At 69.8% G+C, this 24,278-nt stretch carries 22 protein-coding genes, 2 tRNA genes and 1 pseudogene; 12 read left to right on the top strand and 13 right to left on the bottom strand.

Annotated features, from left to right (window positions below; translation table 11 throughout):
* Positions 1 to 2 precede the first annotated feature (2 nt).
* The 7 genes from KDN32_RS06440 to KDN32_RS06410 are packed head-to-tail and all read right to left on the bottom strand — an operon-like array spanning position 3 to position 2,885.
* On the bottom strand, positions 3 to 590 hold the full coding sequence (locus tag KDN32_RS06440) for a hypothetical protein (protein ID WP_211731224.1): 588 nt from the start codon (positions 588 to 590) through the stop codon (positions 3 to 5).
* A complete protein-coding gene (locus tag KDN32_RS06435) occupies positions 587 to 1,141 on the bottom strand; it encodes a hypothetical protein (RefSeq protein WP_211731223.1) in 555 nt (184 codons plus the stop codon). Before KDN32_RS06435 ends, KDN32_RS06440 begins: the two co-directional genes overlap by 4 nt.
* Positions 1,138 to 1,560 (bottom strand): Asp23/Gls24 family envelope stress response protein, encoded by a 423-nt coding sequence (locus tag KDN32_RS06430; RefSeq protein ID WP_211731222.1) that lies wholly within the window; start codon positions 1,558 to 1,560, stop codon positions 1,138 to 1,140. Before KDN32_RS06430 ends, KDN32_RS06435 begins: the two co-directional genes overlap by 4 nt.
* A complete protein-coding gene (locus KDN32_RS06425) occupies positions 1,553 to 1,729 on the bottom strand; it encodes a DUF2273 domain-containing protein (RefSeq protein ID WP_211731221.1) in 177 nt (58 codons plus the stop codon). The genes KDN32_RS06430 and KDN32_RS06425 overlap by 8 nt, the downstream gene beginning before the upstream one ends.
* Positions 1,726 to 2,067 (bottom strand): hypothetical protein, encoded by a 342-nt coding sequence (locus tag KDN32_RS06420; RefSeq protein WP_211731220.1) that lies wholly within the window; start codon positions 2,065 to 2,067, stop codon positions 1,726 to 1,728. The genes KDN32_RS06425 and KDN32_RS06420 overlap by 4 nt, the downstream gene beginning before the upstream one ends.
* A 7-nt stretch (positions 2,068 to 2,074) precedes the next feature.
* A complete protein-coding gene (locus tag KDN32_RS06415; RefSeq protein WP_307853777.1) occupies positions 2,075 to 2,443 on the bottom strand; it encodes a hypothetical protein in 369 nt (122 codons plus the stop codon).
* Positions 2,433 to 2,885: an Asp23/Gls24 family envelope stress response protein gene (locus KDN32_RS06410; protein ID WP_211731219.1), complete on the bottom strand. Its 453-nt coding sequence runs from the start codon at positions 2,883 to 2,885 to the stop codon at positions 2,433 to 2,435. The genes KDN32_RS06415 and KDN32_RS06410 overlap by 11 nt, the downstream gene beginning before the upstream one ends.
* 153 nt (positions 2,886 to 3,038) lie before the next feature.
* On the opposite strand from KDN32_RS06410, the gene KDN32_RS06405 reads away from it, so the two are divergent.
* Together KDN32_RS06405 and KDN32_RS06400 are read left to right on the top strand one after the other, a co-directional pair.
* A complete protein-coding gene (locus KDN32_RS06405; RefSeq protein WP_211731218.1) occupies positions 3,039 to 3,602 on the top strand; it encodes an RNA polymerase sigma factor in 564 nt (187 codons plus the stop codon).
* The gene (locus KDN32_RS06400) at positions 3,593 to 4,063 is read left to right on the top strand and encodes a hypothetical protein (RefSeq protein ID WP_211731217.1); all 471 of its coding nucleotides are present in this window, start codon (positions 3,593 to 3,595) and stop codon (positions 4,061 to 4,063) included. Before KDN32_RS06405 ends, KDN32_RS06400 begins: the two co-directional genes overlap by 10 nt.
* A gap of 15 nt (positions 4,064 to 4,078) precedes the next feature.
* Here the strand turns inward: KDN32_RS06400 and KDN32_RS06395 are convergent, their stop codons facing one another.
* Entirely contained in the window at positions 4,079 to 4,747 is a 669-nt protein-coding gene (locus KDN32_RS06395; protein WP_211731216.1) for a response regulator, read from the bottom strand.
* The gene (locus tag KDN32_RS06390) at positions 4,744 to 6,381 is read right to left on the bottom strand and encodes a sensor histidine kinase (RefSeq protein ID WP_211731215.1); all 1,638 of its coding nucleotides are present in this window, start codon (positions 6,379 to 6,381) and stop codon (positions 4,744 to 4,746) included. The genes KDN32_RS06395 and KDN32_RS06390 overlap by 4 nt, the downstream gene beginning before the upstream one ends.
* 128 nt (positions 6,382 to 6,509) lie before the next feature.
* Here KDN32_RS06390 and KDN32_RS06385 point away from each other — a divergent pair, with 128 nt between their 5' ends.
* The 5 genes from KDN32_RS06385 to KDN32_RS06365 all read left to right on the top strand — a co-directional run bounded on the left by KDN32_RS06385 (position 6,510) and on the right by KDN32_RS06365 (position 10,678).
* Positions 6,510 to 7,505 (top strand): Bug family tripartite tricarboxylate transporter substrate binding protein, encoded by a 996-nt coding sequence (locus tag KDN32_RS06385; RefSeq protein WP_211731214.1) that lies wholly within the window; start codon positions 6,510 to 6,512, stop codon positions 7,503 to 7,505.
* Complete coding sequence (locus KDN32_RS22825; protein ID WP_211731213.1) at positions 7,502 to 8,032, top strand: tripartite tricarboxylate transporter TctB family protein; 531 nt, start codon at positions 7,502 to 7,504, stop codon at positions 8,030 to 8,032. Before KDN32_RS06385 ends, KDN32_RS22825 begins: the two co-directional genes overlap by 4 nt.
* A complete protein-coding gene (locus KDN32_RS06375; RefSeq protein WP_211731212.1) occupies positions 8,032 to 9,576 on the top strand; it encodes a tripartite tricarboxylate transporter permease in 1,545 nt (514 codons plus the stop codon). Before KDN32_RS22825 ends, KDN32_RS06375 begins: the two co-directional genes overlap by 1 nt.
* Positions 9,573 to 9,968: a universal stress protein gene (locus KDN32_RS06370; protein WP_211731211.1), complete on the top strand. Its 396-nt coding sequence runs from the start codon at positions 9,573 to 9,575 to the stop codon at positions 9,966 to 9,968. Before KDN32_RS06375 ends, KDN32_RS06370 begins: the two co-directional genes overlap by 4 nt.
* A 101-nt stretch (positions 9,969 to 10,069) precedes the next feature.
* Complete coding sequence (locus KDN32_RS06365) at positions 10,070 to 10,678, top strand: flavin reductase family protein (protein ID WP_211731210.1); 609 nt, start codon at positions 10,070 to 10,072, stop codon at positions 10,676 to 10,678.
* Positions 10,679 to 11,574: 896 nt separating this feature from the next.
* Here KDN32_RS06365 and KDN32_RS06360 read toward each other — a convergent pair.
* On the bottom strand, positions 11,575 to 15,999 hold the full coding sequence (locus KDN32_RS06360; protein ID WP_211731209.1) for a VWD domain-containing protein: 4,425 nt from the start codon (positions 15,997 to 15,999) through the stop codon (positions 11,575 to 11,577).
* Between the two features lie 392 nt (positions 16,000 to 16,391).
* On the opposite strand from KDN32_RS06360, the gene KDN32_RS06355 reads away from it, so the two are divergent.
* The 5 genes and pseudogenes from KDN32_RS06355 to KDN32_RS23510 all read left to right on the top strand — a co-directional run.
* The gene (locus tag KDN32_RS06355; protein ID WP_211731208.1) at positions 16,392 to 17,654 is read left to right on the top strand and encodes a hypothetical protein; all 1,263 of its coding nucleotides are present in this window, start codon (positions 16,392 to 16,394) and stop codon (positions 17,652 to 17,654) included.
* 337 nt (positions 17,655 to 17,991) lie between these two features.
* Positions 17,992 to 18,330 carry a hypothetical protein gene (locus KDN32_RS06350; protein ID WP_211731207.1) on the top strand — a complete coding sequence of 113 codons (339 nt, stop codon included), beginning with the start codon at positions 17,992 to 17,994 and terminating at the stop codon, positions 18,328 to 18,330.
* A 301-nt stretch (positions 18,331 to 18,631) separates the two neighbouring features.
* Entirely contained in the window at positions 18,632 to 21,250 is a 2,619-nt protein-coding gene (gene mobF, locus KDN32_RS06345) for a MobF family relaxase (protein WP_372446476.1), read from the top strand.
* 215 nt (positions 21,251 to 21,465) lie between these two features.
* Positions 21,466 to 21,696, top strand: a complete 231-nt coding sequence (locus KDN32_RS06340) for a helix-turn-helix domain-containing protein (RefSeq protein ID WP_307853774.1) — start codon at positions 21,466 to 21,468, stop codon at positions 21,694 to 21,696.
* A gap of 39 nt (positions 21,697 to 21,735) precedes the next feature.
* Positions 21,736 to 22,740, top strand: a pseudogene (locus tag KDN32_RS23510) (tyrosine-type recombinase/integrase); the annotation flags it as partial.
* Positions 22,741 to 22,974: 234 nt separating this feature from the next.
* On the opposite strand, the gene KDN32_RS06325 reads toward KDN32_RS23510, so the two are convergent.
* The 3 genes from KDN32_RS06325 to KDN32_RS06315 form a co-directional block, all read right to left on the bottom strand.
* A tRNA-Glu gene (locus KDN32_RS06325) sits at positions 22,975 to 23,047 on the bottom strand.
* Between the two features lie 88 nt (positions 23,048 to 23,135).
* A tRNA-Gln gene (locus KDN32_RS06320) sits at positions 23,136 to 23,207 on the bottom strand.
* 60 nt (positions 23,208 to 23,267) lie between these two features.
* Positions 23,268 to 24,272: a CPBP family intramembrane glutamic endopeptidase gene (locus KDN32_RS06315; protein ID WP_211731204.1), complete on the bottom strand. Its 1,005-nt coding sequence runs from the start codon at positions 24,270 to 24,272 to the stop codon at positions 23,268 to 23,270.
* Between the last annotated feature and the right edge of the window lie 6 nt (positions 24,273 to 24,278).

Genomic DNA, 24,278 nt, shown 5'->3' with positions numbered 1-24,278 from the left:
CGTCAGGCGTCCACGGTGATGTCGGTCGTACGTCGGGTGCGCGGCTGGCGGCCGGGCCCCTGGAGCAGGAACCGCACGCGGACGCTGCCGTCGGGGAATGCCTGCTCCACCTCGGTCTCGAGCTGCTCCGTGCCGACGAGCAGCGCGTCGGCGTCGGCCTCGACGTCGACGTGGCCGACGAGCTCGACGAGGTCGTTCGCGTCCGGGGCGGTCCGACCGCGCACGCCGGTGACGGGCGCGAGCTCGGCCCAGCGGTCGGCGAGGGTCCTGGCCAGCGGGGCGACCTCGACCTCGAGACGACCGGTGGCGTCGGAGCCGTCGATCCGGCTGCGGCCCCGGGTGGGGCGGGGCAGGTGGGCCAGGAGCCACGCCAGTCCGACCACACCGAGGAGCACGCCGACGGCGGCCTCGGCCCAGGGGAACCAGCTGCTGTCGAGGACGCCGTCGGCGCCGTTCGTGCGCAGCGTCTGCTGGAACCAGCCGGTCAGGTCGAGTCGCCACTCCCACGCCAGCAGGCCGGCGGCGAGCAGCGCCAGACCGACCACGACGGTGGCGAGACGGTCGATCGAGCGGGTGCGTCGGGTGGTCATGAGTCCTCCTCGGCAAGTCGTACGTCGATGCGGCGGGCGCCCAGCGCGGTGGCCGGTGCGGTCGCGACCTCGCGGGCACCCGAGAGGCTCACGTCGTCACGGGCGGCGTCGCCCCGGGTGGTCACCTGGAGCACGATCCGGCGGCGGCCGGCACGCGTCACCCGCGCGGCGAGCACGCCGGGGGCGCGGTCGGCGGCGGTGCGCGACACCTCGCCGATGGCGGCCGGGGTCGACCACAGCTGGGTCGCCTCGGTGGCGCGGACGTAGCGTCGCTGGGCCGGGCTGAGCCCGATCACGAGGAGCACCAGCCCCACGAGGCCGACGACGGTGCCGACGACCAGCGTCGCGGTGTCCGCCTCGAGACCGTCGAGCGAGCGGACGGCAGCTGCGAGCCACGGGTCTCCCTGGGCCCAGCCCTGGCTGACCGCCAGGTCACGGACGGCGACCACGGCGACGGCCACGAGCAGCACGCCGTAGAGCACGGCGAGCGGGACGGAGCGGTGGCGCAGGGCAGGCGGGCGCGCGAGCACCCGGTCGGTGTGGCTGGTCACGAGGTCCTCCTGTCGTCGGTTCCGGCCACCGTGACGGTGACGTCGACGGAGGCGATGCGTACGCCGCTGAGCTGGGCCGCGCGCAGGAGCACGCGGTCGCGGACGTCGGCCGCGACCTGGCTCACCGGAGCCGGCCAGGTGCAGGCGACCTCGAGCTCGACCCGCGCGGTGGTGCCGCGGACGGTGACCGAGGCGTGCGGGGTGCCCGAGCGGACACCGCCGAGCGCGCCGTCGGTGGCCTGGACGCGCGGCACCTCGAGGGCGGCGGCCTCGACGATGTGGCGCAGGGCGTGCGCCTTGACCTGGAGGCCACCACGGGCCTCGGCAGGCGCGAGCCCTGTGTCGGTGGACGTCTCGTGTCCCCCTGCCGTCTCCGCCACGACCGACGTCGGGGTCGGGGGGAGGGTGGTCTCACTCACGACGTCCCCGCAGCAGGGCGCGGAGGTCGATCTCACCGTCGACGTGGCCGCCGACGGCGTAGCCGACGGCGCCGAGGACGACTGCGAGCAGCAGTCCGGTGAAGCCACCGGTGGTGATGGCCAGGGTGAGCAGGAGGCCGGCGACGAGGCCGACGGTGGAGGTGGTCATGAAGTCTCCTCGATCAGGTGGGCGTAGTGCCGGACGGGCCAGCCGCGGAGGCGGCGCCGTGCCAGCGAGGCGAACCGGCGACGGGAGCGCCGGGCGCTGCGGGCCATCCGCGAGCGGCGGGTGGTCGTGATGGTCGGTCGGGGCCCGGAGACCCGGGCCGCGGCGCCCGCACCCCCTGCGGGCGCCGCGGCAGTCGGAGCGGCCTTCGGACGTTCGAAGGTCCGCATCACCGCGATGAAGTCGTCCACGTCTCCCCCGAGGTCGGGGTGCGTGGCGCGCAGGGCGGCGCGCCGTGCGGCGCGACGCTCCCGGTCGTCGTCGGTGGATGTGGGACGCATGGTGCTGTCAGCTCCTGGGGGTCGGGACCTGGACGGGCCCGGCGGACGGGGCCGCCACGTCCTCGACGGTCACGTGGACCGCGCCGGGGACGATCGCGGCGACCTGGTCGCGCACCGCGGCGGTGGTGATCGCCACGGGCGCGTCCCAGGCCAGCACGAGGTGGATCTGGGTCTCGCCGTCTCGCAGGCGCACGCCGTTGACCCGGCGGCCGGGGAGGTAGGTGGCCACCTCCCCGAGCACGCCGCCGTGCAGGTCGTGCACGCCGGGGACCGCGAGCACGGAGGCTGCGACCCGGTCGGCGGTCTCGGCCGGCTTCTCGTCCTGCGAGTCGAGCGGGACGACCGTGGTCAGTCGGCGGTCGTCGTCACTGGACACGCGTCGTCTGCTCCTCGGTCTCGTCCTCGTCGGACTCGAGGAACACGTCGTGCACGGTGATGTTGACCTCGGTCACCTCGAGGCCGGTCATCCGCTCGACCGCGTCGACGACGTTGCGCCGGATGGCGGCGGCGAGGTCGGCGATGGCGACGCCGTACTCGGCCACGATGTCGAGGTCGACGGCGGCCTGGTGCTCACCCACCTCGACGGCGACACCCTGGCTGAGGTTGGTGCGCGAGCCCGGGATGCGCTCGCGGATCGCACCGACGGCGCGGGCGGCGCCACCGCCGAGGTCGTGCACGCCGGAGATCTCGCGGGCGGCGATGCCGGCGATCTTGGAGACGACGGTGTCGGCGATGGAGGTCTTGCCCTGCTCGGACACGAGCGCCCCGGTGCCGGTGGTGGCGGGGGTCGCGGTGGAGGTCTGCTGCTTCTCGGACATGGTCTCTCCGTTCCTTCCTTCTCCGACCCGCTGTGAGCCGGTACGAGTGTTGGTCGCGCCCAGCGCAGCGATCGTCACGCCCAATCGCTGTGACCCCCGTCACCGCCACCCGAGGGGGTGAGATCCCTTGCGCAGCCCCGGCAGACTCGCCGTGTGTCCACCGATGACCTCCCCGAGACCACCGACGCCGCCCTCGTGCGCGCCGCGCGGCTGGGCGACGAGGACGCGTTCGGGGAGATCGTCGACCGCTACGGACCGGGCATGCTGCGCTACGCCCGGCGCTTGGTGGGCGGCAGCGACGCCGACGCCGCTGAGGCCGTGCAGGAGGCGTTCATCTCCGCGTGGCGCGGCCTGGAGACGTTCCGCGGCGAGTCGTCGCTGCGCACCTGGCTCTTCCGCCTCGTCCACCGCCGCGCCGTCGACCTCAACCGGCACCGCCGCCCGACCCCCATCGACGACGAGCTGCTCTCGCGGATGGTGCGGGCCGCCGACGACAACCCCCTGCAGGACCTCCTGGACGGCGAGCTGCTCGAGGCCTTGCAGCAGGCGCTGGATGAACTACCGTGGAACCAGCGTGCCGCCTGGCTCCTGCGTGAGGTCGAGGGCTTGGGGTACGACGAGATCGCCCAGGCACTGGGCACCACCGTCGGCAGCGTGCGCGGACAGCTGCACCGCGGCCGGCGCCAACTTGCAGAGAGGATGGCACGATGGCGTTGAGTCCCACCGGCCCCCTCGAGCGAGCCGTAGAGGCCGCGCGTGCGGAGGAGCCCGACGACTGGCAGAGCGTCTCGGACTCGGTGAAGCAGAAGATCCGGGCCACGATCACTCCCTCCCGACCCGTGGTGGTGGTCGAGGGTGACGGCACGACCGACCAGGACGCCCACGGGTCGCGGACCTACGTCGCCTCACGCGTGCTGCGCGGCGCGCTGCGCGACGTCCTGCGCGAGCGCCCGGACCTGACCGCCGAGCGCATCGACCTGACGATCGGTGACGACGACCGGCTGACGCAGGTCGAGGTCGACATCGTGTGCGCCTACGGCACGGTGCTCACTGCGGCGGCCGAGGAGGCGCGCCTCGCGGTCGAGTCGGTGGCCGTGGCGCTGCTCGGGGCGGGTACGCGCCCCGTGGTCGACGTCACCGTGAGCGACGTCGTCGTCGGCGACCCGCGCCGCACCTGAGCAGACCCGACCCGGTCAGGCCCGTCGGTAGCGGCGCTCGGGTCGCCCGGCGCCGCCGTACTGCAGGCGGACCGTGACGTTGCCGCGCGCCACGAAGTGCTCGAGGTAGCGGCGGGCGGAGACCCGGGAGATCCCGACGGCCTCGGCGCACTCGGTCGCGGAGAGCTCGCCCCGCTCGGCCAGCGCCGTCTCGACGGCGTCGGCGGTCTCGGGGCTGAGTCCCTTGGGCAGCGCCGCCGTCGGCGCCGACGTCGCGGCACCGAAGACGGCGTCGATGTCGTCCTGGCGCGGCGCCCCCGAGGCGAGCGCGACGTGCGCCGCCCGGAACGACTCCAGCCGCACCCGCAGGTCGTCGTAGTCGAAGGGCTTCACGAGGTAGTGGGCGGCTCCCCCGGCAGCTGCCGCGCGCACCGTGTCGGCCTCGCGGGCGGCCGTGACGACCAGCACGCCGACGTCGTCGCCGCTCGCGCGCAACCGGCGCAGCACGTCGATGCCGGTGATGTCGGGCAGGTGCACGTCGAGGAGCACCAGGTCGGGGCGCAGCCGCGCCACGTCGTCGAGGGCGGCCTGCCCGGTGCTGGAGACGCCGACGACGCGGAAGCCGGGCGTGCGGTCGACGAACTGGGTGTGGATGCGGGCGACCATGAAGTCGTCGTCGACGACGAGCACGTCGAGCTCGCTCATCGCGCCTCCCTCCCGGACACCGGCTCCGGTGCCACCTCGGCGCCGGGCAGGCGGGCCTCGAACACGGCGCCGCCGTCGGCGCCGCGACCCACGGTCACGGCGCCGCCCCGACGCTCGCAGACGACCTGCACCAGCGCCAGTCCGACACCCCGTCCCTCGGCCGGCGACGTCTTGGTGCTCCACCCGCGGCGGAAGATCTCGCCGACCCGCTCGGCCGGGACCCCGGGACCCGTGTCGCTCACGGTCAGGTGCACGACGTCCTCGTCGAGCGCCAGCCCGACCTCGACGGCGGTGCCGCCCACCGACACCGACGCGTCCACGGCGTTGTCGACCAGGTTGCCCAGCACCGTGCCGACGTCGGTGGACGCCTCCGGGTCTAGGCGGGGCAGGTGGCTCCCGGCGCCGACACGCAGGTCGATGCCGCGCTCGGCGGCCAGGCTGGTCTTGGCGATCAGGAGCGCCGCGACCGCCGGGTCCCCGACGTGCGCGAGCACGGCGTCGGAGATCTCGCGGCGGCGACGGCTGAGGGTGCCGACCAGCCGCGACACCTCGTCGTACTCCCCGAGCTGCACGAGCCCGGAGATGGTGTGCAGCTGGTTGTGGAACTCGTGGGTCTGCGCGCGCAGCGTGTTCGTGATCGACTGGCGCGCGCTGAGCTCGCTCTGCAGAGCGAGCAGCTCGGTGCGGTCGCGCAGGGTGGTGACGGACGCGACCCTCCTCCCCCGCTCCACGACCGGGTTGCGGTTGACGACCAGCACCCGCTCGCCGAGCACCACCACTTGGTCGCGGATCTCGGCCGGGTCGGCGAGCAGGTCGTGCACCGCCGGGTCGAGGTCGAGGTCGTCGACGCGCTGGCCCTCGACGTCACCCGTCAGCGACAACAGCTCGCGCGCGCTGTCGCTGAGCACGGTGACCGTGCCGTCGTCGGACACCGCCACCACGCCCTCGCGGATCGAGTGGAGCAGGGCCTCGCGCTGGTCGGCCAGCGCGGCGATCGCGGCCGGCTCCAGCCCGCGCGTACGCCGTCGGATCAGGCGGGACAGCAGGAACGACCCCGCCATCCCCAGCGCGAGACCCAGGCCGGCGACGGGCAGGAGGTCGGGCAGGACCCCCCGCGCCCGCTCGCCCCACGTCGGGTACTCCTCGGCCACCATCGCGATGCCGACGAGGTCTCCCCCACGGTTGATGATCGGCACCTGGGCGGCGATGGACGGGGTGCCGAAGTCGTCGACGTCACCGGTCCAGGGGCGGAGGCGCTGCGTCGCGCTCCCGAGGAGGTCGAGCCGCTCGCCGCGGCCGGCGAAGTCGCTGCTGACCTGCACAGTCCCGTCGGGATCGGCGAGGTAGGCCCCGCTCGCCTGCGCGCTGTAACGGGCCTGCTGGGTGATGGTGGCCAGCGACGCCCGGTTCTCGGCGACCGTGCCGGTGCGGAAGGACAGCCGGATGAACTTCGTGTTGGCGAGGCTCTCCGCCGCCTCCCGCAGCCGTGCGCCCTGGGTGGCGCGGAAGTCGGCGTCGCTCTGCTGCACCGAGACCACGCTCGCCACCACCACGACGACCAGCATCACGCTCACCTGGAGCACCAGGAACTGGCCGGCGAGCGTCGCCGGCCACCACCGCGAGCGTGACCACAAGTTCCACAACCTCCATTGCTTTCCCAAGCGTGACGAGCACCACAGGCAGTCTCCACCATCGTCTGGACGGGTCCGTGCGCGGACCGTCCCCGAACCCCCGAGAGATCCCCCTACAGATCGGAGGGCGCATGAGGCGCCGAAGGACGACGAGGGCCATCGCCACCGCGGTGGCGCTCGGCAGCGCGCTGGTGCTGGCGACCGGCTGCGGGGTGACCCGCGGCGACCAGAGCCGGGACCTCACGATGCTGATCCCCAACAGCCCCGGCGGTGGCTACGACCAGACCGGCCGCGCGGCCGTCGCCGTGATGGACCACGGTGACATCACCGGCGGCTCCTTCGAGGTCACCAACGTCATCGGTGCCGGCGGCTCGGTGGCGATGACGCGGCTGATGAACGCCGAGGGCGACGAGCGCACCATGATGACCGCCGGGCTCGGCGTCGTCGGGTCGCTCTACTCCTTCGGCGCCCCCTACAAGCTCGACGACGCCACTCCCCTGGCCCAGCTGATCGAGGACCAGGAGGGCGTGCTCGTCCCGTCGGACTCGCCCTACGTGACCATCGACGACCTTGTCGCGGCGTGGAAGAAGGACCCCGGCTCGATCGTCGTCGGCGGCGGGTCGTCGCCCGGTGGCCCGGACCACCTGTTCCCGATGCAGCTCGCCAGCGCGATCGGTGTCGAGCCCCGCGACGTGCGCTACGTGCCGTACGACGGCGGCGGGCCGCTCACCAGCGCGCTGCTCGGCAAGAAGATCGACGTCGGCTTCTCCGGCGTCGGCGAGTTCACCGGCCAGCTGTCCTCCGGCGAGCTGCGGCTGCTGGCCGTCTCCGGCGAGGAGCGGCTGAAGGGTGAGGGCATCAGCGAGTCGCCCACGCTGACCGAGTCGGGCATCGACCTGGTCTTCACCAACTGGCGCGGCGTCTTCGCCCCGCCCGGCATCTCCGAGGAGCGGCGCGACGAGCTGATCGCGATGCTCGAGGAGATGCACGACACCCCCGAGTGGCGCCAGGCCCTCGAGGACAACGGCTGGATCGACGAGTTCAAGACCGGCGACGACTTCACCCAGTTCCTCGTGGAGCAGGACGAGCGCGTCGCCACCACCCTCGAGGAGCTGGACCTGCTGTGAGCACACCACTCGACACCCGCCCCACGTCCACGGACGGCACCGCGCCGCCCGAGCGCGACCTCGCCCAGCTCGGTCTCGCCGCCGCGCTCGTGCTGGTCGGCGCCTACACCTTCTACGACGCCACGACGCTGCGGATCGGATTCGGCGACCCGGTCGGCCCGCGCGTCTTCCCCTACGTCATCGGCACGGGCACCGTGCTGCTCGGCGTGCTGCTCGCCCTCGTCACCCTCCGCGGCGACGTGCCCGAGGCCGAGGGAGGCGAGGACGTCGACCTGCGGCAGCCCGCCGACTGGGTCACCGTGCTCAAGCTGGTCGGGGTGCTGATGGTCACCGTCCTGACGGTGTCCTTCCTCGGCTGGGCGATCAGCGGCGCGATCCTGTTCGCCGGGTCGGCGTGGTCGCTCGGCAGCCGCACGCTCGTACGTGACGTCCTCGTCGGCCTCGTGCTGTCCGTCGGCAGCTGGTACGCCTTCCACGAGGGCCTCGGCGTGATCCTGCCGGCCGGGATCCTGGACGGGGTGCTGTGATGGACAACCTCTCCCTGCTGATGGACGGCTTCGGCGCCGTCCTCACCCCGCAGAACCTGCTCTTCGCCGCGATCGGCGTGCTCCTCGGCACCTTCGTCGGCGTGCTGCCGGGCATCGGCCCGGCCATGGCGGTGGCGCTGCTGCTGCCCGTGACCTACGGGCTCGACCCGATCCCGGCGTTCATCATGTTCGCCGGCATCTACTACGGCGGCATGTACGGCGGATCGACCACCTCGATCCTGCTCAACACCCCCGGGGAGTCGGCGTCGGTGATGACCGCGCTCGAGGGCAACCTGATGGCCCGAGCCGGCCGCGCCGCCCAGGCGCTCGCCACGGCGGCCATCGGCTCCTTCATCGCCGGCACCATCGGCACCCTGCTCGTGGTGTTCTTCGCCCCGGCGCTGGCGTCGGTGGCCGTCGAGATCGGCGCGCCGTCCTACTTCGCGCTCATGGTGCTCGCGATGATCATGGTGACCAGCGTGCTCGGCGGCTCGCCGCTGCGCGGCTTCGTCGCCCTGTTCCTCGGCCTCACGATCGGCCTCGTCGGGCTCGACCTCAACACCGGCCAGCCGCGGCTCAGCTTCGACCAGCCGCTGCTGGCGGACCGGATCGACGTGGTCGTGGTCGCGGTGGGCATCTTCGCCCTCGGGGAGGCACTCTGGGTCGCCGCCCACCTGCGCCGCAGCCCGGTCCGAGTGATCCCGGTCGGACGCCCGTGGATGGACCGCTCCGACTGGCGCCGCTCCTGGGGTCCGTGGCTGCGCGGCACGGCGTACGGCTTCCCGTTCGGCGCGCTGCCGGCCGGCGGCGCGGAGATCCCGACGTTCCTGTCCTACATCACCGAGAAGCGGCTCTCCGCACGCAAGGGCCAGGACGAGTTCGGCCAGGGCGCGATCGAGGGCGTCGCCGGCCCCGAGGCGGCCAACAACGCCTCCGCCGCCGGCACGTTCGTGCCGCTGCTGGCCCTCGGCCTGCCGGTGACGGCGACGTCCGCGGTGATGCTCGCGGCCCTCCAGGGCTACGGCATCGAGCCGGGACCCAGCCTGATGAACGACCAGCCCGAGCTCGTCTGGGCGCTGCTCGCCAGCCTGCTGATCGGCAACGCCCTGCTGCTGGTGCTCAACCTGCCGCTGGCGCCGGTCTGGGCCAAGCTGCTGCGGATCCCCCGCCCCCAGCTCTACGCCGGCATCCTGTTCTTCGCCGCGCTCGGGGCCTACGCCACCAACCTGCAGGCCTTCGACCTGTTCCTGCTGGTGCTGCTCGGCCTGCTGGGCCTGGCGATGCGCCGCTTCGCGCTCCCAGTGCTGCCGCTGATCCTCGGCGTCATCCTGGGCCCGCTGATGGAGCTCAAGCTGCGTGAGGCGATGGCGATCTCCGGCGGCGAGGTCTCCGGCCTGTGGAGCGAGCCGCTGGCCGTGGCGATCTACGTGCTCGTCGTCCTCGCCGTGGTCGCGCCCCAGGTGCTGCGGAGGGTGCGCCCCGCACCGGCCGCGGTCGCCACCGAGCAGGACGTCCGTACCGACGAGGAAGAGAGCGTGCGATGACCACGATCGTGGTGGGCTGGAGCCCGGACGAGTTCGGCGAGGCCGCGCTGCGGCGTGCGGTCGAGGAGGCGCGGCTGCGCGAGGGGCGGGTCGTGGTGGTCAACGCCACGCGCGGCGACGCCCTGGTCGACGAGCGCTACGCCGACGAGAACCAGCTCGACCGGCTGACCGCCGGACTCGCGGACAGCGGCCTGGAGGTCGACGTACGCCGCTCGATGGGCGCCGACGTCGGCGACCAGGTGCTGGCGGTGGCGGGCGAGGTCGGCGCCGACCTCGTCGTCATCGGCCTGCGGCGCCGCTCCCCCGTCGGCAAGCTGCTGATGGGCAGCGTCGCGCAGCGCATCCTGCTCGGCGCCGACTGCGCGGTGCTGGCGGTGAAGCCGCCCGCCTGAGCCCCCGAGCGGTGCGTGAGGGGTATTCCCGGGCCTCGGGATCCCCCTCACGCTCCGCCTGCCCGTACCGACGACGAGGCACGCTCTGATGTCATGGCCAGGTGAGCGAACACTTCTACCGCCCTGCGGACGGCCACCGGCTGCGACACGACCCCTTCAACTCGATCGTCGCCCCGCGCCCGATCGGCTGGATCGCGACGCTCGATGCGCACGGCCGTCGCAACCTGGCGCCGTACAGCTTCTTCAACGCCCTGAACTACGTCCCGCCACTGGTGGGGTTCAGCAGCATCGGCTGGAAGGGGACGGTGGCCAACGCGGAGGCGACGGGCGAGTTCACCTGGAACCTCGCCACCCGCTCGCTGGCCGAGCAGATGAACGCGACGTCCACCGATGAGGACGTCGACGAGTTCGAGGCGGCCGGGCTCGAGGCCGTCGCCTCGGTCGAGGTCGATGCGCCTCGCGTTGCCGCGGCGCCGGTGACCTTCGAGTGCCGGGTCACCCAGATCATCGAGCTGCAGACCGCGACGGGCGAGGCCAGCGGCTCGTGGTTCACGGTCGGTGAGGTGGTCGGCGTGCACATCGACGAGGACCTGCTGGTCGACGGTGTCTACGACACCGTCCGGGCGCAGCCGATCCTGCGGGCGGGCGGACCGACGGCCTACTTCGGGATCGACACCGGCAACCGGTTCGACATGCGCCGCCCGCAGTGACGGTGCCGACCGTCGGGGTGGCGGGCGTGGTGCTGCTGGCCGGCGGATGCGGCACGGCAGCGCACGTGCGGTGGAGGTGGCCCCGCGTGGCCGTCGGCGAGGGCGAGAATCGCCGCACGTGCGGCGGCGGGGCGCCGGCGTCGTACACGTGTCCGCGATTCTGGCCCGCGACCTGATGGGCGGAGGGCGACACGTCGGACACGTGTGACCGATCAGCACGTGCGCTGCCAGGCTGTGTCGCACGACAACGAAGAAGCGGCCCCTCCCAGCGTTTTCGCTGGTCAGGGCCGCTTCTCTGTGCTGTACCCCCGACCGGATTCGAACCGGCGCTACCGCCTTGAGAGAGGGATCTGGGCCTCCTCGGGCGACGTTGGAAATCGGTGAAACCGCAGGTCAGAAGGACCATGTGAGATTGGGCGCCGTTGGCCGTTTGGGGCAGTTCTCGGACCTTGTGTTGCCCCAATGTTGCCCAAGCAGACTCTGACACTGACTCTGAGAGTCCGGGCGCCTCGGCCCTATAGCACCTGACCCTACTCAGCACGACGGCGGGCTGCAGGTGAGTAGGTCGCCGCAGTCTGCTCGTTGTCGCGCGCCAGCCCTGCGAGACCACCGCCTTTCGCCGCTGAAGCGGCGCGAGGCGGAACTAGTCAAGTCGCAGAAGGCCCGAGAAGCTACGCAACCTCGCGGTCGTCTGAAACCCGGCGTCGAACGTTGAAGCGGAGTGATCATGCGGGTTTTCGGGTGTCGCTTATCCGAGCGGGGTAGCACCGGAACTCCCGTCTAACCGGCGGAAACGCGTTCTCCGAGTTATTGAACCTCGTCGGTGATCGTCGGTCTCGGCCGAACTCCTTGCTGACTGCATGCGGACTGGTCCAATGTCCCGTCGGGACTAGACGTCAGTCGGGGACCGTCCAGGCACGCCACTTCACCGACCCGGTCACCTCGTACGAGGGGTTGAACTCCACCCGCCAGGTACCCGTGTGGTCCAGGGTCGTGGTGTCGAGCAGCTGGTTGTCCCACCGATCGACCAGCCCCCTACCGTCAGGACGGATCAGGCGCCACTGCAACCGGTCCGACCCATAGGTCGACTCCGTGGTCTTCATCTGCACCCGCTGCCCAGCCTCGCCGTGGAACGTCACCACCGCGTTCTGCCCCGGCGCCGTCGTCTCGACAACCCGCACCGGATCATCGAGCGCCGCGCTGGCCTCGACATCCGCGGGCACCGTCCAGGCACGCCACTTCACCGACCCGGTCACCTCGTACGAGGGGTTGAACTCCACCCGCCAGGTACCCGTCTGGTCCAGGGTCGTGGTGTCGAGCAGCTGGTTGTCCCACCGATCGACCAGCCCCCTACCGTCGGGACGGATCAGGCGCCACTGCAACCGGTCCGACCCATAGGTCGACTCCGTGGTCTTCATCTGCACCCGCTGCCCGGCCTCGCCGTGGAACGTCACCACCGCGTTCTGCCCCGGCGCCGTCGTCTCGACAACCCGCACCGGATCATCGAGCGCCGCGCTGGCCTCGACATCCGCGGGCACCGTCCAGGCACGCCACTTCACCGACCCGGTCACCTCGTACGAGGGGTTGAACTCCACCCGCCAGGTACCCGTCTGGTCCAGCGTGGTGGTGTCGAGCAGCTGGTTGTCCCACCGATCGACCAGCCCCCTACCGTCAGGACGGATCAGGCGCCACTGCAACCGGTCCGACCCATAGGTCGACTCCGTGGTCTTCATCTGCACCCGCTGCCCAGCCTCGCCGTGGAACGTCACCACCGCGTTCTGCCCCGGCGCCGTCGTCTCGACAACCCGCACCGGATCATCGAGCGCCGCGCTGGCCTCGACATCCGCGGGCACCGTCCAGGCACGCCACTTCACCGACCCGGTCACCTCGTACGAGGGGTTGAACTCCACCCGCCAGGTACCCGTCTGGTCCAGCGTGGTGGTGTCGAGCAGCTGGTTGTCCCACCGATCGACCAGCCCCCTACCGTCAGGACGGATCAGGCGCCACTGCAACCGGTCCGACCCATAGGTCGACTCCGTCGTCTTCATCTGCACCCGCTGCCCAGCCTCGCCGTGGAACGTCACCACCGCGTTCTGCCCCGGCGCCGTCGTCTCGACAACCCGCACCGGATCATCGAGTTGATGGCGAGCGTAGGTATCGGTGGCCGGCAGTTCCCACCCTGCGATCTTGACTGATCCGGTGGAGGGCCCGCGGGGACGGATCTGGATTCGCCAGTCTCCGGTTTCAGTAACTGTGAATAGTCCCGTGTCCGCGGTGGTGTCGCGGCTGAGCAGCGGTGCGCCGCTTGGACGAATCAGCGTCCACTGCGTCCCCTCGGCGAACGTGGAATCGAAGATTTGCAGCATCAACTGCTGGCCCTGCACGGCAGGGACGACGACCCACGCTTCTTGACCCGGGGCAGTGGTGGTGACCTTCGCCGCGGTGCCGCCGACCTGGTAGACGGCGGTAGCGTCCTCGGGAACTGGGCTGAGGCCGATCTTGTACTCAGTTGGGCCCGTGGTGGCACGAACGGCGAGGGTGTAGGTCCCCGCAGACAGCTCGTCAAAACGCTCATGCCGGTCGTCTTGACCGGTTGCGGGGATCCTCGTGCCAGACGAGTCGAGGAGGATCGTCTTGATCCCGGTGCCGACGTCACGCTTGGCGACATACACAGACGAACCTTCAGCCGCCGAGAACTGGTACTCGTCCTGGCCGCCACGGGTCTCGATGTTGCCGGCACCCGTGGTCGGAATGCCGTCGCTGATCTCTACCGGGAGTGAGATCGCGTGCGGTTGGCTCGGCGTGGTGATGAGCGTCAGAGCGACCTGGTCCAGACCCGCTGCAAGCCCGTTGGCTCCGGTGAAACCGCGGGTGGAGAGCCTGACCTTGACGGCGTCTCCGAAGTTGTCCAGCGGCGCGCTCAACTCGTAGATCCGGAACGGGCGACCCTCAGCCGTGCTCCCGCTGTCGGCCACAGTGAAGGTGCCGGGTCCCGACCATGCCGGGGCGGTCCCTTCGAGCTCTGCCGTGCCCAGCGCGCGGCCGTCGACGATGACGTCGACGCTCTGCACCTCGGGATCGGAATCGACATCCCCGTACGCCACCAGGCGCAGAGACATGCTCACGTCCTCGTGGCGAGGAACGTCCACGACGTAGAACCCGTACTTGGACCGGTCATACAAGGGGCCGGCCACCCGGCTGGTCGCGGGGTCGTCGAGGTACAACGGGTGCGCGAAGTTGGGTGCCACCGTGGCGTCGAAGTCCTCGACCAGCACGCCGGCAGGGTCGAACTGCCTGGTGTTGGGGTCGCTCAGGTCACCGGTGACGCCGGCTGCGACGTCGGCCCAGTCGGTCTGCCCGGTGACCAGCAAGTCGAAGACACAGTCGTCGAACTGCGGACCCATCTCCACCCCAGCGTTGCGGCACGAGTCGGTCGCGGACTCGATGTCAACCGGCGCGAAGTCCGCGGCCGTCACGATGTTGTCGGGATGGGAGAGATCCGTGAATGTTGTGGTCGACTCGCTTTCGGCGTAGGTGAACAGACTGGACTCGTCCGTGACACGCCACGAATTCGCGAACGGCCCGTGGATCTGTCCCGGGGTGGCATTGTCGTAGACCACACCGCTCGAAGAGGCGATGTCGTTGCCCGGGTCGCCGTCGTGGCTGCCCAGCAACCCGCCACTGATCTGATGGTTGGGGTCGCCCATCCGCAGGGTGGCATCACGGGTATCGAAGAGCAGCGTGATGTCCTCGTCGGTGACGATTCCGTACTCGCCGTTCTTGCGGAACAGGACCGACCCGTCGTCGAGCACGACCGAGTCCAGCTCGTCCATGGTCGTCTCTTCGCCGTCGACGAGCAGACGCCCGCGGACGTCGATCTCGAACGTGTTCTCGCCGGTCCGCACTGCCAGGGCGTCCATGACCGAGGCCTGGCGGCCCGGCAGCGAGACGTATCGGCCTTGGACCTCGAAGGTCGCTGCCTTGTTCGCCGCCAGAGTGAACTCACCTACGGCCTGCAGGTCGTAGGTTCGCTTGTCCAAGGTCACCAGGTGCGGATCACCCCAAGACACGATCTCGGTCGAGTCACGCGCGAGCTGATACATTTCCCAGGCAGACCACGCCGTCATTACCCACCCGACGATCGGTACCCCGATACCCACGTAGCGTGCTGCGAGCCCCGCGAATCGCACGAACGCTTGGTGACGCAGGAGCGCGCGTTCAAGGGCTCCCACCATGGCATTGGTGAAGGGTGCCCGCGCTGCCGCCGCTGCGGCAGTACGAGCCTCGACGGCGCTGAAGTTCGCGACCACGGCCGCCGACATTCCAGGGCCACCGCGGGCGCCGACCTTGGCGCTTGCGTTCAATGCCGAGAGCAGGTTGCCTTCGAGTGTCGTGACGACCCGAGCCCCTCCGACTGCCGCGCCTTCGCGGCGGACGAGGTTCCGGAGGAGGATCTCTGTGTTCTGCGCGAGAATGTAGACCTGACGAGCTGTCAGATGGAGGACCTCCTGACGTGCGGTCAACAGGCCGGCGTGGTTCCGTAGGATCCTCGCAAGATCGCGTTGCATCATCTGTGCGAGTACTTCGATCAGCTCGTCGATAGAGCCATTGAAGCCCTCCGCTTCAACCGCGGCCGCCTTCTCAAGTCGCTCAACTTCGATGCCGGCGAGGGCCTCCTTGAATGGTGCTTCGGCTGCCTCGGCATCAAGGCATTGGCGCTCGTCCTTGTCCTCGGTCACCCACAACACACCGGGAACACCGCCCAGTCCCTTGGCGTCATACGTGGCCAACATCGCTTCAGCACCGACACATCGAGTGTCCCCGACTTGTAAGCCCTGACCGCCGCGCCGGTGCAGGATCTTGAACGTGTCGGAGTACGGATGAGCCGCAAAGTTCCGAAATTCCGCAAGTCCTCGACGTGAAGTCAGTGCAAGGCGATAGCGGTTCGCCTGACTCTGCGTCTCTACTTCACTCTTGGTCCCCTCCTGCTTTACCTCGATCACCTCAGCAGGGCCGTCCGTTGCCGGGTACGACGATTCCACGGGGTTCTGCACGGGATAGAGGACGATGTCTGCTGTTCCTGCCGAGGTCTGAACTTCCCATTGAATGTTCGGCGAGACGTGCCCGAGGCGTTCGTCATCGTTGTTGGCAGCAATGAACCGGGCCTGAGCGATGGCCTCGACGCCGCGCCCCGGACCCGACCCGCACTGGTACCACAAGTACACCGAGATCGACGCAAGGCTTTCCGGCGTGAGGCAATCTCGTGCCAGTCGCGCACGCGTCAGACGCGGGTCATCCGGGTCCGAGAGGTCGCGCCGCACGCCAGGCACACTCACCTTGTTGAATCCGGCTGCAACTCCTTCTGCCAGCTCGTAGTTGAACGACGAGTTCTCGCTAAGTTCATTTACCTGCTCCAGGCCGGACGGTAGTTCTTGCCTGAGCAGCCGGGCTGAGTGCGATCGGTGCTGCAGGGCTCGGTCGCGGTAGTTGCTGCATTCGCCATGTTCGTGGCAGTCGGCGGCAGAGCCAACGTGTGCACTCCGGTCAGGACGATCGCTAGCACGACGGAACGCGTCACGACACCATGACAACCCAGCAGCAACACGATGACTCCCCCTAGTCAACCGATCCCTGACGGGATGATGCGGTCCGACCCTAGGGGGACCTCTACAGTTGCCGCAAAACTTTCACCAAACGCGACCGGAGCCTTCTCGTGACCACCGACCAGCCAGGCGTCACCTACACGCTCTCGGCCTTCAAGCGCGCCGGGTTCGTTGGCGGCGACCAGCACCTGCTGCTGATGGCCGACCAAGACCCGCACACGGCATTGGACGCACTGCAGGCGGCGACCAACGCCGTCACCGAGGAGCTGCTCGAGTACGAGCACCGCGACGAGGCCTACATCTCCCTCGACGGGGCCGTCCCCACCCCGGCAGGACCGATCGCGCGGGTACGGGACTGCGAACCCGCCAAGGCACTGCCGTTGATGCTCGACCACCTTGCCGCCGACCTCGCCTCGCGCGGCATCACCGGCCGGCTGGTTCCGGCCAAGACGTTCAAGGACGACTCCCCCTTCGGCAACAACGCACTTCCCGCCTTGGGCATGCTGCTCAGCCCCCTCAACGACACCGACGCCATGTACGCCGCCTTCGATGACTGGCGCAAGCACCCGGGAAACCGCGGCTCATGGGTCGACGAAGCACGACACCGTCGCGTCATCACAGCGCTCGTCGACTGGGTCACCCATGTCCAGGGGACGGTCCTGATCCACACCACCGCGACAATCGAAGCGACCCCGGACGCGCTGGTCCCGTACCTCACCCGGGCACTTCGCGATGAACCACTCCTCGGGATCAGTGCCACCAGTCCCGACCGGCGCACCAGACGACAAGTGCGGTTTGCCGAGTCCGAGGTCATCGTCTGCGACTACGACCCCGACCAGCCGCGCGCTGAACAGCTGGACTCGCTCACCGACCTTGCCACCCGACTCGCGCCAGACCTCGCGTACGCGCTGATCCGCGAGCTAGGCATCCAGATGATTGCCATCAGCATGACAGCGCGGATCTTCCCGAAGACCCCGTTCTTCGACGACGTGACCCACCCGCACACCTTCAAGCACCTTGAACCCGACTACGTCTTCGATGCCGGCGTCGCCCAGGTCCTCACCACCAGCCAGCTCGCGAAGACCACGCTGCCCGCCGAGCGTTGGAACATTCGAGACCTCGCACACGACCGATACCTCGTCACTGCGGTCGACCCCATGCCTTGGCTCCATCCGGATCCTCACTACGTCAGCGACTTCAACAGCCCCTGGCCGGACTGGACCGACCCACACGTCCTCGCAGCCGCCCGAGCAGACTTCGCAAGCGCGATCATGACCCTTGACACCCTGCGCCAGAACCCGCCACCACTGACAGCCGACCAGCTCCGCACCACCCCCGAACTGCGAAACATCGGCGTCGCACCACCGACCTGACAACAGAAAAACTTCCCGCGCGTCGCCGTCGGCGGCAAGCACGATCGCTGCTTGCACCCTCTCGGACCGCGAAGTACGTGCGACAACCCGGGTGACAGTCTCTGCGACGTCCGGGTTGAAGTCTTGCTCAATCCGTCGCGCCACGCGACGCGATACAGGAGCCACGCGCCGATGCTGCCACTCTTTCAGCGCGGCCGCTGAGACCGCATCTGGTGCCAGATCCGGACGTCCGCCCCTGCCGTTCACTCGCGAGCCAATGTGCACGCGAAGTGGACTCCATTCACAACTAGCGACCGTATGGCGAGCGAACACAAACACATTTGCCTGTGATGGCGCCATGACACTTGACGAGCAGCTTGAGCTCTTCACCACGTTCGACGAGGACGAGTTGTTCAGCGCCGCGATGCAGTTGATGCGAAGGATCCACGACGCCGTGGTCTATGGGGGTGAGGAGGCAGTCCACGGCGATCTTCCGAGCGCGATCGACGACATGGAACTGGGACCGTGGCACGAGCTCGGCCAGCCACTCGTTGCAGAGTGGCCCTACTCCGTCGACTGCGCGTTGTTGAGCTGGCTACTGCGCAGGCTCGAGGAGGTCTCGTCGGGAGACGCATCCGTCGTCACCGCCCGTTGGCTTCTCCTTCCGGGCGGTCCGAAGTTCTGGGCTCGAGGCTGAGCCCCGCGTCGTCCCACGACCCACGCCCGACACCGCTTTGACCGGCAAGCCGCTCAGCCCAGTCCTCCAGAATGCCCGGACTGTCCCAGAACGTTGAACACCACCGGACAGCCCCAGCACCCACAATCTGACCCCTCCTTTCTCTCGTCGCCGGCTTCCAACCCCTACCTACCAAGCGGCACGCATGCTACGAAGGTCCGTAGATGGGTCGCTCCAGTTGGAGCGGCCCACGCGGCATTTCTGGGGGTCCGTTGGTTGTCGACGGACGACGTCGAGGACGGTGACTTCGGTGCATGGTGGCGTGAAGTTCTACCGCGGCACCCCGAAGGCCGCGCGTACCTACGTCGAGCAGGACTGCGCCCGCTACGACGACTACTACCTGGCCGAAGGCGCCGGCATCGCGAAGCGGTTCACGGGCGCGCGCTCCCCGGACGGTCTGAGCAGAGTCACCAGACGACCGAACCTCGACGGCGCCGCCTACGAGATCTGGGTCGCGGGTATGGACGTCGAGACCGGCGAGCCGAAGGGACGCCTACGCACGGACGCCAACGGGCTGCGGTTCGTCGAGGTCACCATCAACGGGCCCAAGACCTGGTCCCTCGCTGCCGCTCTGCATCCCGAGGTCTCCGCCGCGCTGGATGCCGCACAAGATCGTGCCGCCGAGCAGATCATCGCCTACCTCACCGCACACGCCACCACCCGGATCGGGCCACGCGGACGCCAGGTGCAGGTACCTGTCGAGCAGCTCGAGGCAGCCGTGATCCGGCACTACACGTCTCGCGCTGGCGACCCGCACCGCCACCTGCACCTCCAGATCAACGCCCGTGTCTTCGCGGCCGGCCGATGGCGCGGGCTCCACTCGGTCGGGGTGCGCGACATGATCGAGGCCATCAACGGGATCGGCCACGCCGCCGTCGCCACCGACCCCGAGCTCCGCACCGCGCTCGCCGACGCCGGCTTCACGGTCGACCCCGAGTCCGGCGAGATTAAGGAGCTCGAACCGTTCTCGGGCGCGTTCAGCGCCCGCAGCGCCCAGATCCGGGCCAACGCCGACCGGTACGAAGCCGCCTGGCGGTCCGAGCACCCCGGCGAGGAGCCACGACCGCAGCTGCGGGAGGTCTGGGACCGGCGTGCGTGGGCCGAAGCCCGACCCGACAAGGCCGTCCCGACTGACGGCACCCAAGTGATCCAGGGGTGGAATATGGACCTGCACGCGCTCGGATACCGAGACCCGATCGCCGCTGCCCCGTTGAAGGCGGCGTCGATCTCGGACATCGACCGCGACCGGGCGGCCGAACTCGTGCTCGCGCGCCTGGGTGCAAGACGGTCCGCCTGGAATACCGCCGACATCCGAGGGCAGGTCGAGACCCTGATCGCTCAGTCCGGCGTCGTCACCACCCCTGGCGTCCGGCTCGAGCTCGCCGAGGACCTCACCGAACGCGCGTCCGCCTGCTGCACCTCCCTGCTGCTGCGTCCCGACGTCCCCGAACACGTACGCGCGTTGACCTCACCAGCGGTGCTCGCCGTCGAGACCCAGATCCTCGAACGGCTCATGCGACGCTCCGAGCATGCCCAGCACCCTCGGATGGACCGCGCGACCCTGGCTCGGTTGGGGCCGGAGCAGGCGCGGGTGGTTGCGGCCCTGACCGGCCGGAGTCCGCTGGTCGTCATCGAGGGCGCTGCCGGCGCCGGCAAGACGACCACCCTCTCCGAGGTCCGAACGCAGCTTGCGCGGAGCGGTCGCCGACTGATGGTCGTGACCCCGACCCGAAAGGCCGCCGACGTCGCCTCACGTGAAACAGGCGCAGCAGGCCAGTCGATCGCATGGCTGCTCCACCAGCACGGCTGGCGCTGGGATGACGACGGCCACTGGAACCGGCAGCCCAGCGAACCGTGCCCGGAGGCGCGCCTGCGGCGCGGGGACCTGCTGCTGGTCGACGAGGCGGGCATGGTCACCCAGGACGACGCCCTGGCGCTGCTGACCCTGGCAGACGAAGCCGGTGCCCGGATCGCGCTTCTCGGTGACCGACACCAGCTCCCCGCCGTCGGTCGCGGCGGCGTCCTCGACCACGCCCTCGCCTGCGCACACCCCAGCGCCGTCCTCACGCTGGAACGCATCCACCGCTTCACCGACCCCGACTACGCCGACCTCAGCCTCCGCATGCGCGACGGCCGAGACCCCGACGCCGTCTTCGACCAGCTCGCCGAACGCGGCCAGATCGTCGTCCACCCCTCCGAAGCCGAACGCACCGCCGCACTCACCGAGGCCGGAGCCGGTGGCGCACTCGTGGTCGCGGACACCCGCGAACAGGTCGCCGCCCTCAACGCCGCCATCAGCAACAACCTGGGGCACGAGCACTCTTCACGGTCCGTCAGTGTGATCACGCACCGCGGCGAGCAACTCGACGTCGGAGCGTGCGTTGCCACCCGCCGCAACGACCCAACCCTTGGCGTCACCAACCGGCAGACCTGGACCGTCACCGCAACCACTACCGCCGGCGACCTGATAGTCCACTCCCCCGACCGACACATCGACCGGCAACTGCCAGCGGCGTACGTCCGCGACCACGTCGAACTGGCCTACGCCACGACCATCCATGGCGCACAGGGCGAGACCGTCGACCACGCCCACGTCGCCATCGGTGAGACCACCGGAGCAGCGGCGGCGTACGTCGCCATGACCCGAGGACGAGAATCGAACGTCGCGCACCTCGTCGCCGCAACCCTCGACGAAGCCCGCCAGCAGTGGAGCCAGGTCTTCACCCGCGACCGCGCGGACCTCGGCCCCGCCCACCTGCGCTACCTCGCACTCGACGCCATCGACCGCTACGGACCTGACTCTCCGCGACCGAACGGTCACCCTTCCCCCATCGACCACAGCAGCCCGACCGCCGCTCGACCCTCCGGAATCGGGCTCTGACAACCCCCTCCGCCAGAAAGTTGGGGAAACCTGCTGACCTGCGCGTTTGCAGGCTTCCCCCTCAGCCTTCCTCGCCGACGGCACCGTGACCCGGTAAACCTCAGCGTCCACGCTGGTCGACATCAACCACCCGCGACGCGGCAATGCCGTCCGTGGCCGAGCCGCACCAACCGACGTCGCACATCCCGACTACCGCCATCAGCGAGGAGCATCCCGTGACCGCCCAACCGCAGACACCCAATCCTCGCCGGAGCCCCGGCGACGACATGCTCACCCTCCAAGAAGCCTGCAGCCTCCTGCGCGTCCCCGAGGGCACGCTGCGCTACTGGCGCCACCTCGGCTGCGGCCCCCGCAGCTTCAAGGTCGGCCGCCACGTCCGCTACTGGCGCGCCGACCTCACGCTCTGGCTCTCCGAGCAGACCAACCGTCCACAGGACGGGAGATGAGCGTCGACAGTCGCTCGTCCACGTGGGCACGATGAGCCCATGGCCAGCATCCAGAAGCGGGTCCGGGACGGCCAAACATCCTGGCGGGCGCACTACCGCACGCCCGCGGGCGCCCAGCGCAACAAGACCTTCGCCCGAAAGGTCGACGCCCAGAGGTTCCTGGCTGGGGTCGAGAACGCCAAGGTCGTGGGCACCTATGTCGACCCGTCTCTCTCCCAGATCACCCTCGGCGACTGGGCGGAGCAGTGGCTCGCGGGGCAGACGCATCTCAAGCCGACCACCCGATCCCGGTACGCCGGGATCATCAGCAAGCACCTGCAGCCGCGGTGGGGGCGGGTGAAGCTCGCCAACGTGTCCCACGGCGACGTCCAGGCCTGGATCACCGACCTCGCAGGTTCACACTCCCCCGCCACCGTCCACAAGATCCATCGCGTGCTCAGCTTGGTGCTCGACCTCGCGGTCAAGGACGGCCGGTTGGTCCGCAACGTGTCCGCCGGAGTCAACCTGCCTCGGACCGTCAAGCACGAGCACCGCTACCTGACCCACGACCAGGTCGATGACCTGGCCACGGCAACCGGCTACCCGGCCGGGGCGAGCAAGTTCAGCAGCCTCGACACTCGCACCAACGAGACCTACCGGCTCGTCGTGCTCTTCCTGGCCTACACCGGAGTGCGATTCGGAGAGATGGCCGCACTGCGCGTCGCCCGGCTGGACCTGCAACGCCACCGTGCCGTCATCGCCGAGTCCGTGACGCCGGTTCAGGGACAGGGGCTGGTGTGGGGCACCCCCAAGACCCACGATCGTCGCGAAGTGCCGATCCCCCGCTTCCTGGTCGCCGAGCTGGCCGACCACGTGGCCGACAAAGCACCAGATGACCTCGTCTTCGCTGGCATCCGCAACGGCCAGCCGCTGCGGGTCAGCACGTTCCGCACGGCCTTCGGGGCGGCCGCGCGCGTCATCGGGGTCCCGGATCTCTACCCGCACCAGCTCCGGCACACCGCCGCCAGCCTGGCGATCGCCAGCGGGGCCGACGTGAAAGTCGTCCAGCAGATGCTCGGGCACAGCTCGGCGACGATGACGCTCGACACCTACGGCCACCTGTTCGAGGACCGGCTCGACGAGGTGGGGGAGGCGATGGACCGGGCACGCGAGAACGCCAGACAGCGTCGCGATGTGTTGCTTCGTGTTGCCCGAGCGTTGCCCGAAGCGATGTCGCCCGACAACGACGAAGCGGCCCCTCCCAGCGTTTCCGCTGGTCAGGGCCGCTTCTCTGTGCTGTACCCCCGACCGGATTCGAACCGGCGCTACCGCCTTGAGAGGGCGGCGTGCTAGGCCGCTACACAACGGGGGCTTGCAGTGCTGCTCTGGTGAGCAACGGAGCGAAACTCTAGCGGTGCCGGAGTGCTGCTCCAAATCCTGGCCCGAGGGCCCGGATCTTGCTGGGGTACTAGGACTCGAACCTAGAACAACTGAACCAGAATCAGCCGTGTTGCCAATTACACCATACCCCATGGGGGTATCGGATCGTCTCCGACCACCCACGCGGTTCCCGGGGGAACCGGACCCGAACGTTACACGCGAGGTGGCTGGCCGACCAACTCGGGGCGCCCCGTCGGCGGCGGCAGCGCGCCCCCGACCGGCGGTCCCTCGTTGACCAGGCCCATCGCCTTCGCCACCCACGACGCGAGCGCGAGGTAGACCAGCGACTGGGTCAGCGTGGACAGGATCATCCACCAGCTGCTGCCGCCGGTCGCGTTGAGCGCGGAGGTGAGGTCACCGAACGCAAGGGCGAGGCCGAAGGCGAGGAAGTTGTTGAGCACGTGCATCGCGATGCCCGCCTCGAGACCGCCGGTGCGGATCACCAGGATGCCCGCGACCACGCCGAAGGCGAACCGGTCGAAGAAGACCGGCACGTCCTGCGACAGGCCGTGGAACAGCGCGAAGATGAAGGCCGGCCCGAGCACGGCGAGAGCCTGCGAGGCGCGTCGTCCCCACATCAGCGAGCCGAAGGCCTGGGTGAGGTAGCCGCGGAAGAGGTACTCCTCCCCCGCCGCCTGGAGCGGGGTGAGCAGCAGGATCACGAGCAGGAAGTCGCGGGTGCGAGTGGTGAACTCGTTGACCTGCCCGACCGGCGCCTCGCCCGGCGCCAGCGGCAGGAGCATCCCGACCAGCAGCGAGGCGAGCAGCGCGACGAGCGACACCCCGAGGCAGGCGAAGAGGTAGCGCCAGCGCAGGCGCGGCGTGACCGACGACACCCAGCGCGGCTTGAGCCGGTGGAGCCACCACGTCACGAGGAAGGTCACCGGGATCGCCATCGCGATCACCACGTTGAGCAGCGCCAGCCCGGTCGGCGTCGCCTCCTGGGTCACGTCGAGCGCGGCCTGCGCGCTGGCCGCGTCGCGGCCGGTCGCCATCAGCAGCGCGAACGCGACCAGGCCCGCCAGCAGCGGTACGAGGGCGAACACGAGGACCAGCACCAGCACCGAGCCCACGAGCGAGCGCCACACGCCGGGCCGGCCGACCCGGTGCAGCTGGTGGTACTGCGGTCGGAAGTCGGGGCTGAGCGGCGCGGCCACGGCGTA

Origin of the sequence: Nocardioides palaemonis, from assembly GCF_018275325.1 — a bacterium.
GTDB classification, from domain to species: Bacteria; Actinomycetota; Actinomycetes; order Propionibacteriales; family Nocardioidaceae; genus Nocardioides; species Nocardioides palaemonis.
This window is presented reverse-complemented; position numbering and strand designations above follow the sequence as displayed.

Coding starts and splice junctions, on each gene's coding strand:
- KDN32_RS06350 (WP_211731207.1), top strand. CDS start 17,992: ATGACACTTGACGAGCAGCTTGAGCTCTTCACCACGTTCGACGAGGAC.
- KDN32_RS06425 (WP_211731221.1), bottom strand. CDS start 1,729: ATGACCACCTCCACCGTCGGCCTCGTCGCCGGCCTCCTGCTCACCCTG.
- KDN32_RS06395 (WP_211731216.1), bottom strand. CDS start 4,747: ATGAGCGAGCTCGACGTGCTCGTCGTCGACGACGACTTCATGGTCGCC.
- KDN32_RS06410 (WP_211731219.1), bottom strand. CDS start 2,885: ATGTCCGAGAAGCAGCAGACCTCCACCGCGACCCCCGCCACCACCGGC.
- KDN32_RS06420 (WP_211731220.1), bottom strand. CDS start 2,067: ATGCGTCCCACATCCACCGACGACGACCGGGAGCGTCGCGCCGCACGG.
- KDN32_RS06375 (WP_211731212.1), top strand. CDS start 8,032: ATGGACAACCTCTCCCTGCTGATGGACGGCTTCGGCGCCGTCCTCACC.
- KDN32_RS06400 (WP_211731217.1), top strand. CDS start 3,593: ATGGCGTTGAGTCCCACCGGCCCCCTCGAGCGAGCCGTAGAGGCCGCG.
- KDN32_RS06370 (WP_211731211.1), top strand. CDS start 9,573: ATGACCACGATCGTGGTGGGCTGGAGCCCGGACGAGTTCGGCGAGGCC.
- KDN32_RS06440 (WP_211731224.1), bottom strand. CDS start 590: ATGACCACCCGACGCACCCGCTCGATCGACCGTCTCGCCACCGTCGTG.
- KDN32_RS06385 (WP_211731214.1), top strand. CDS start 6,510: ATGAGGCGCCGAAGGACGACGAGGGCCATCGCCACCGCGGTGGCGCTC.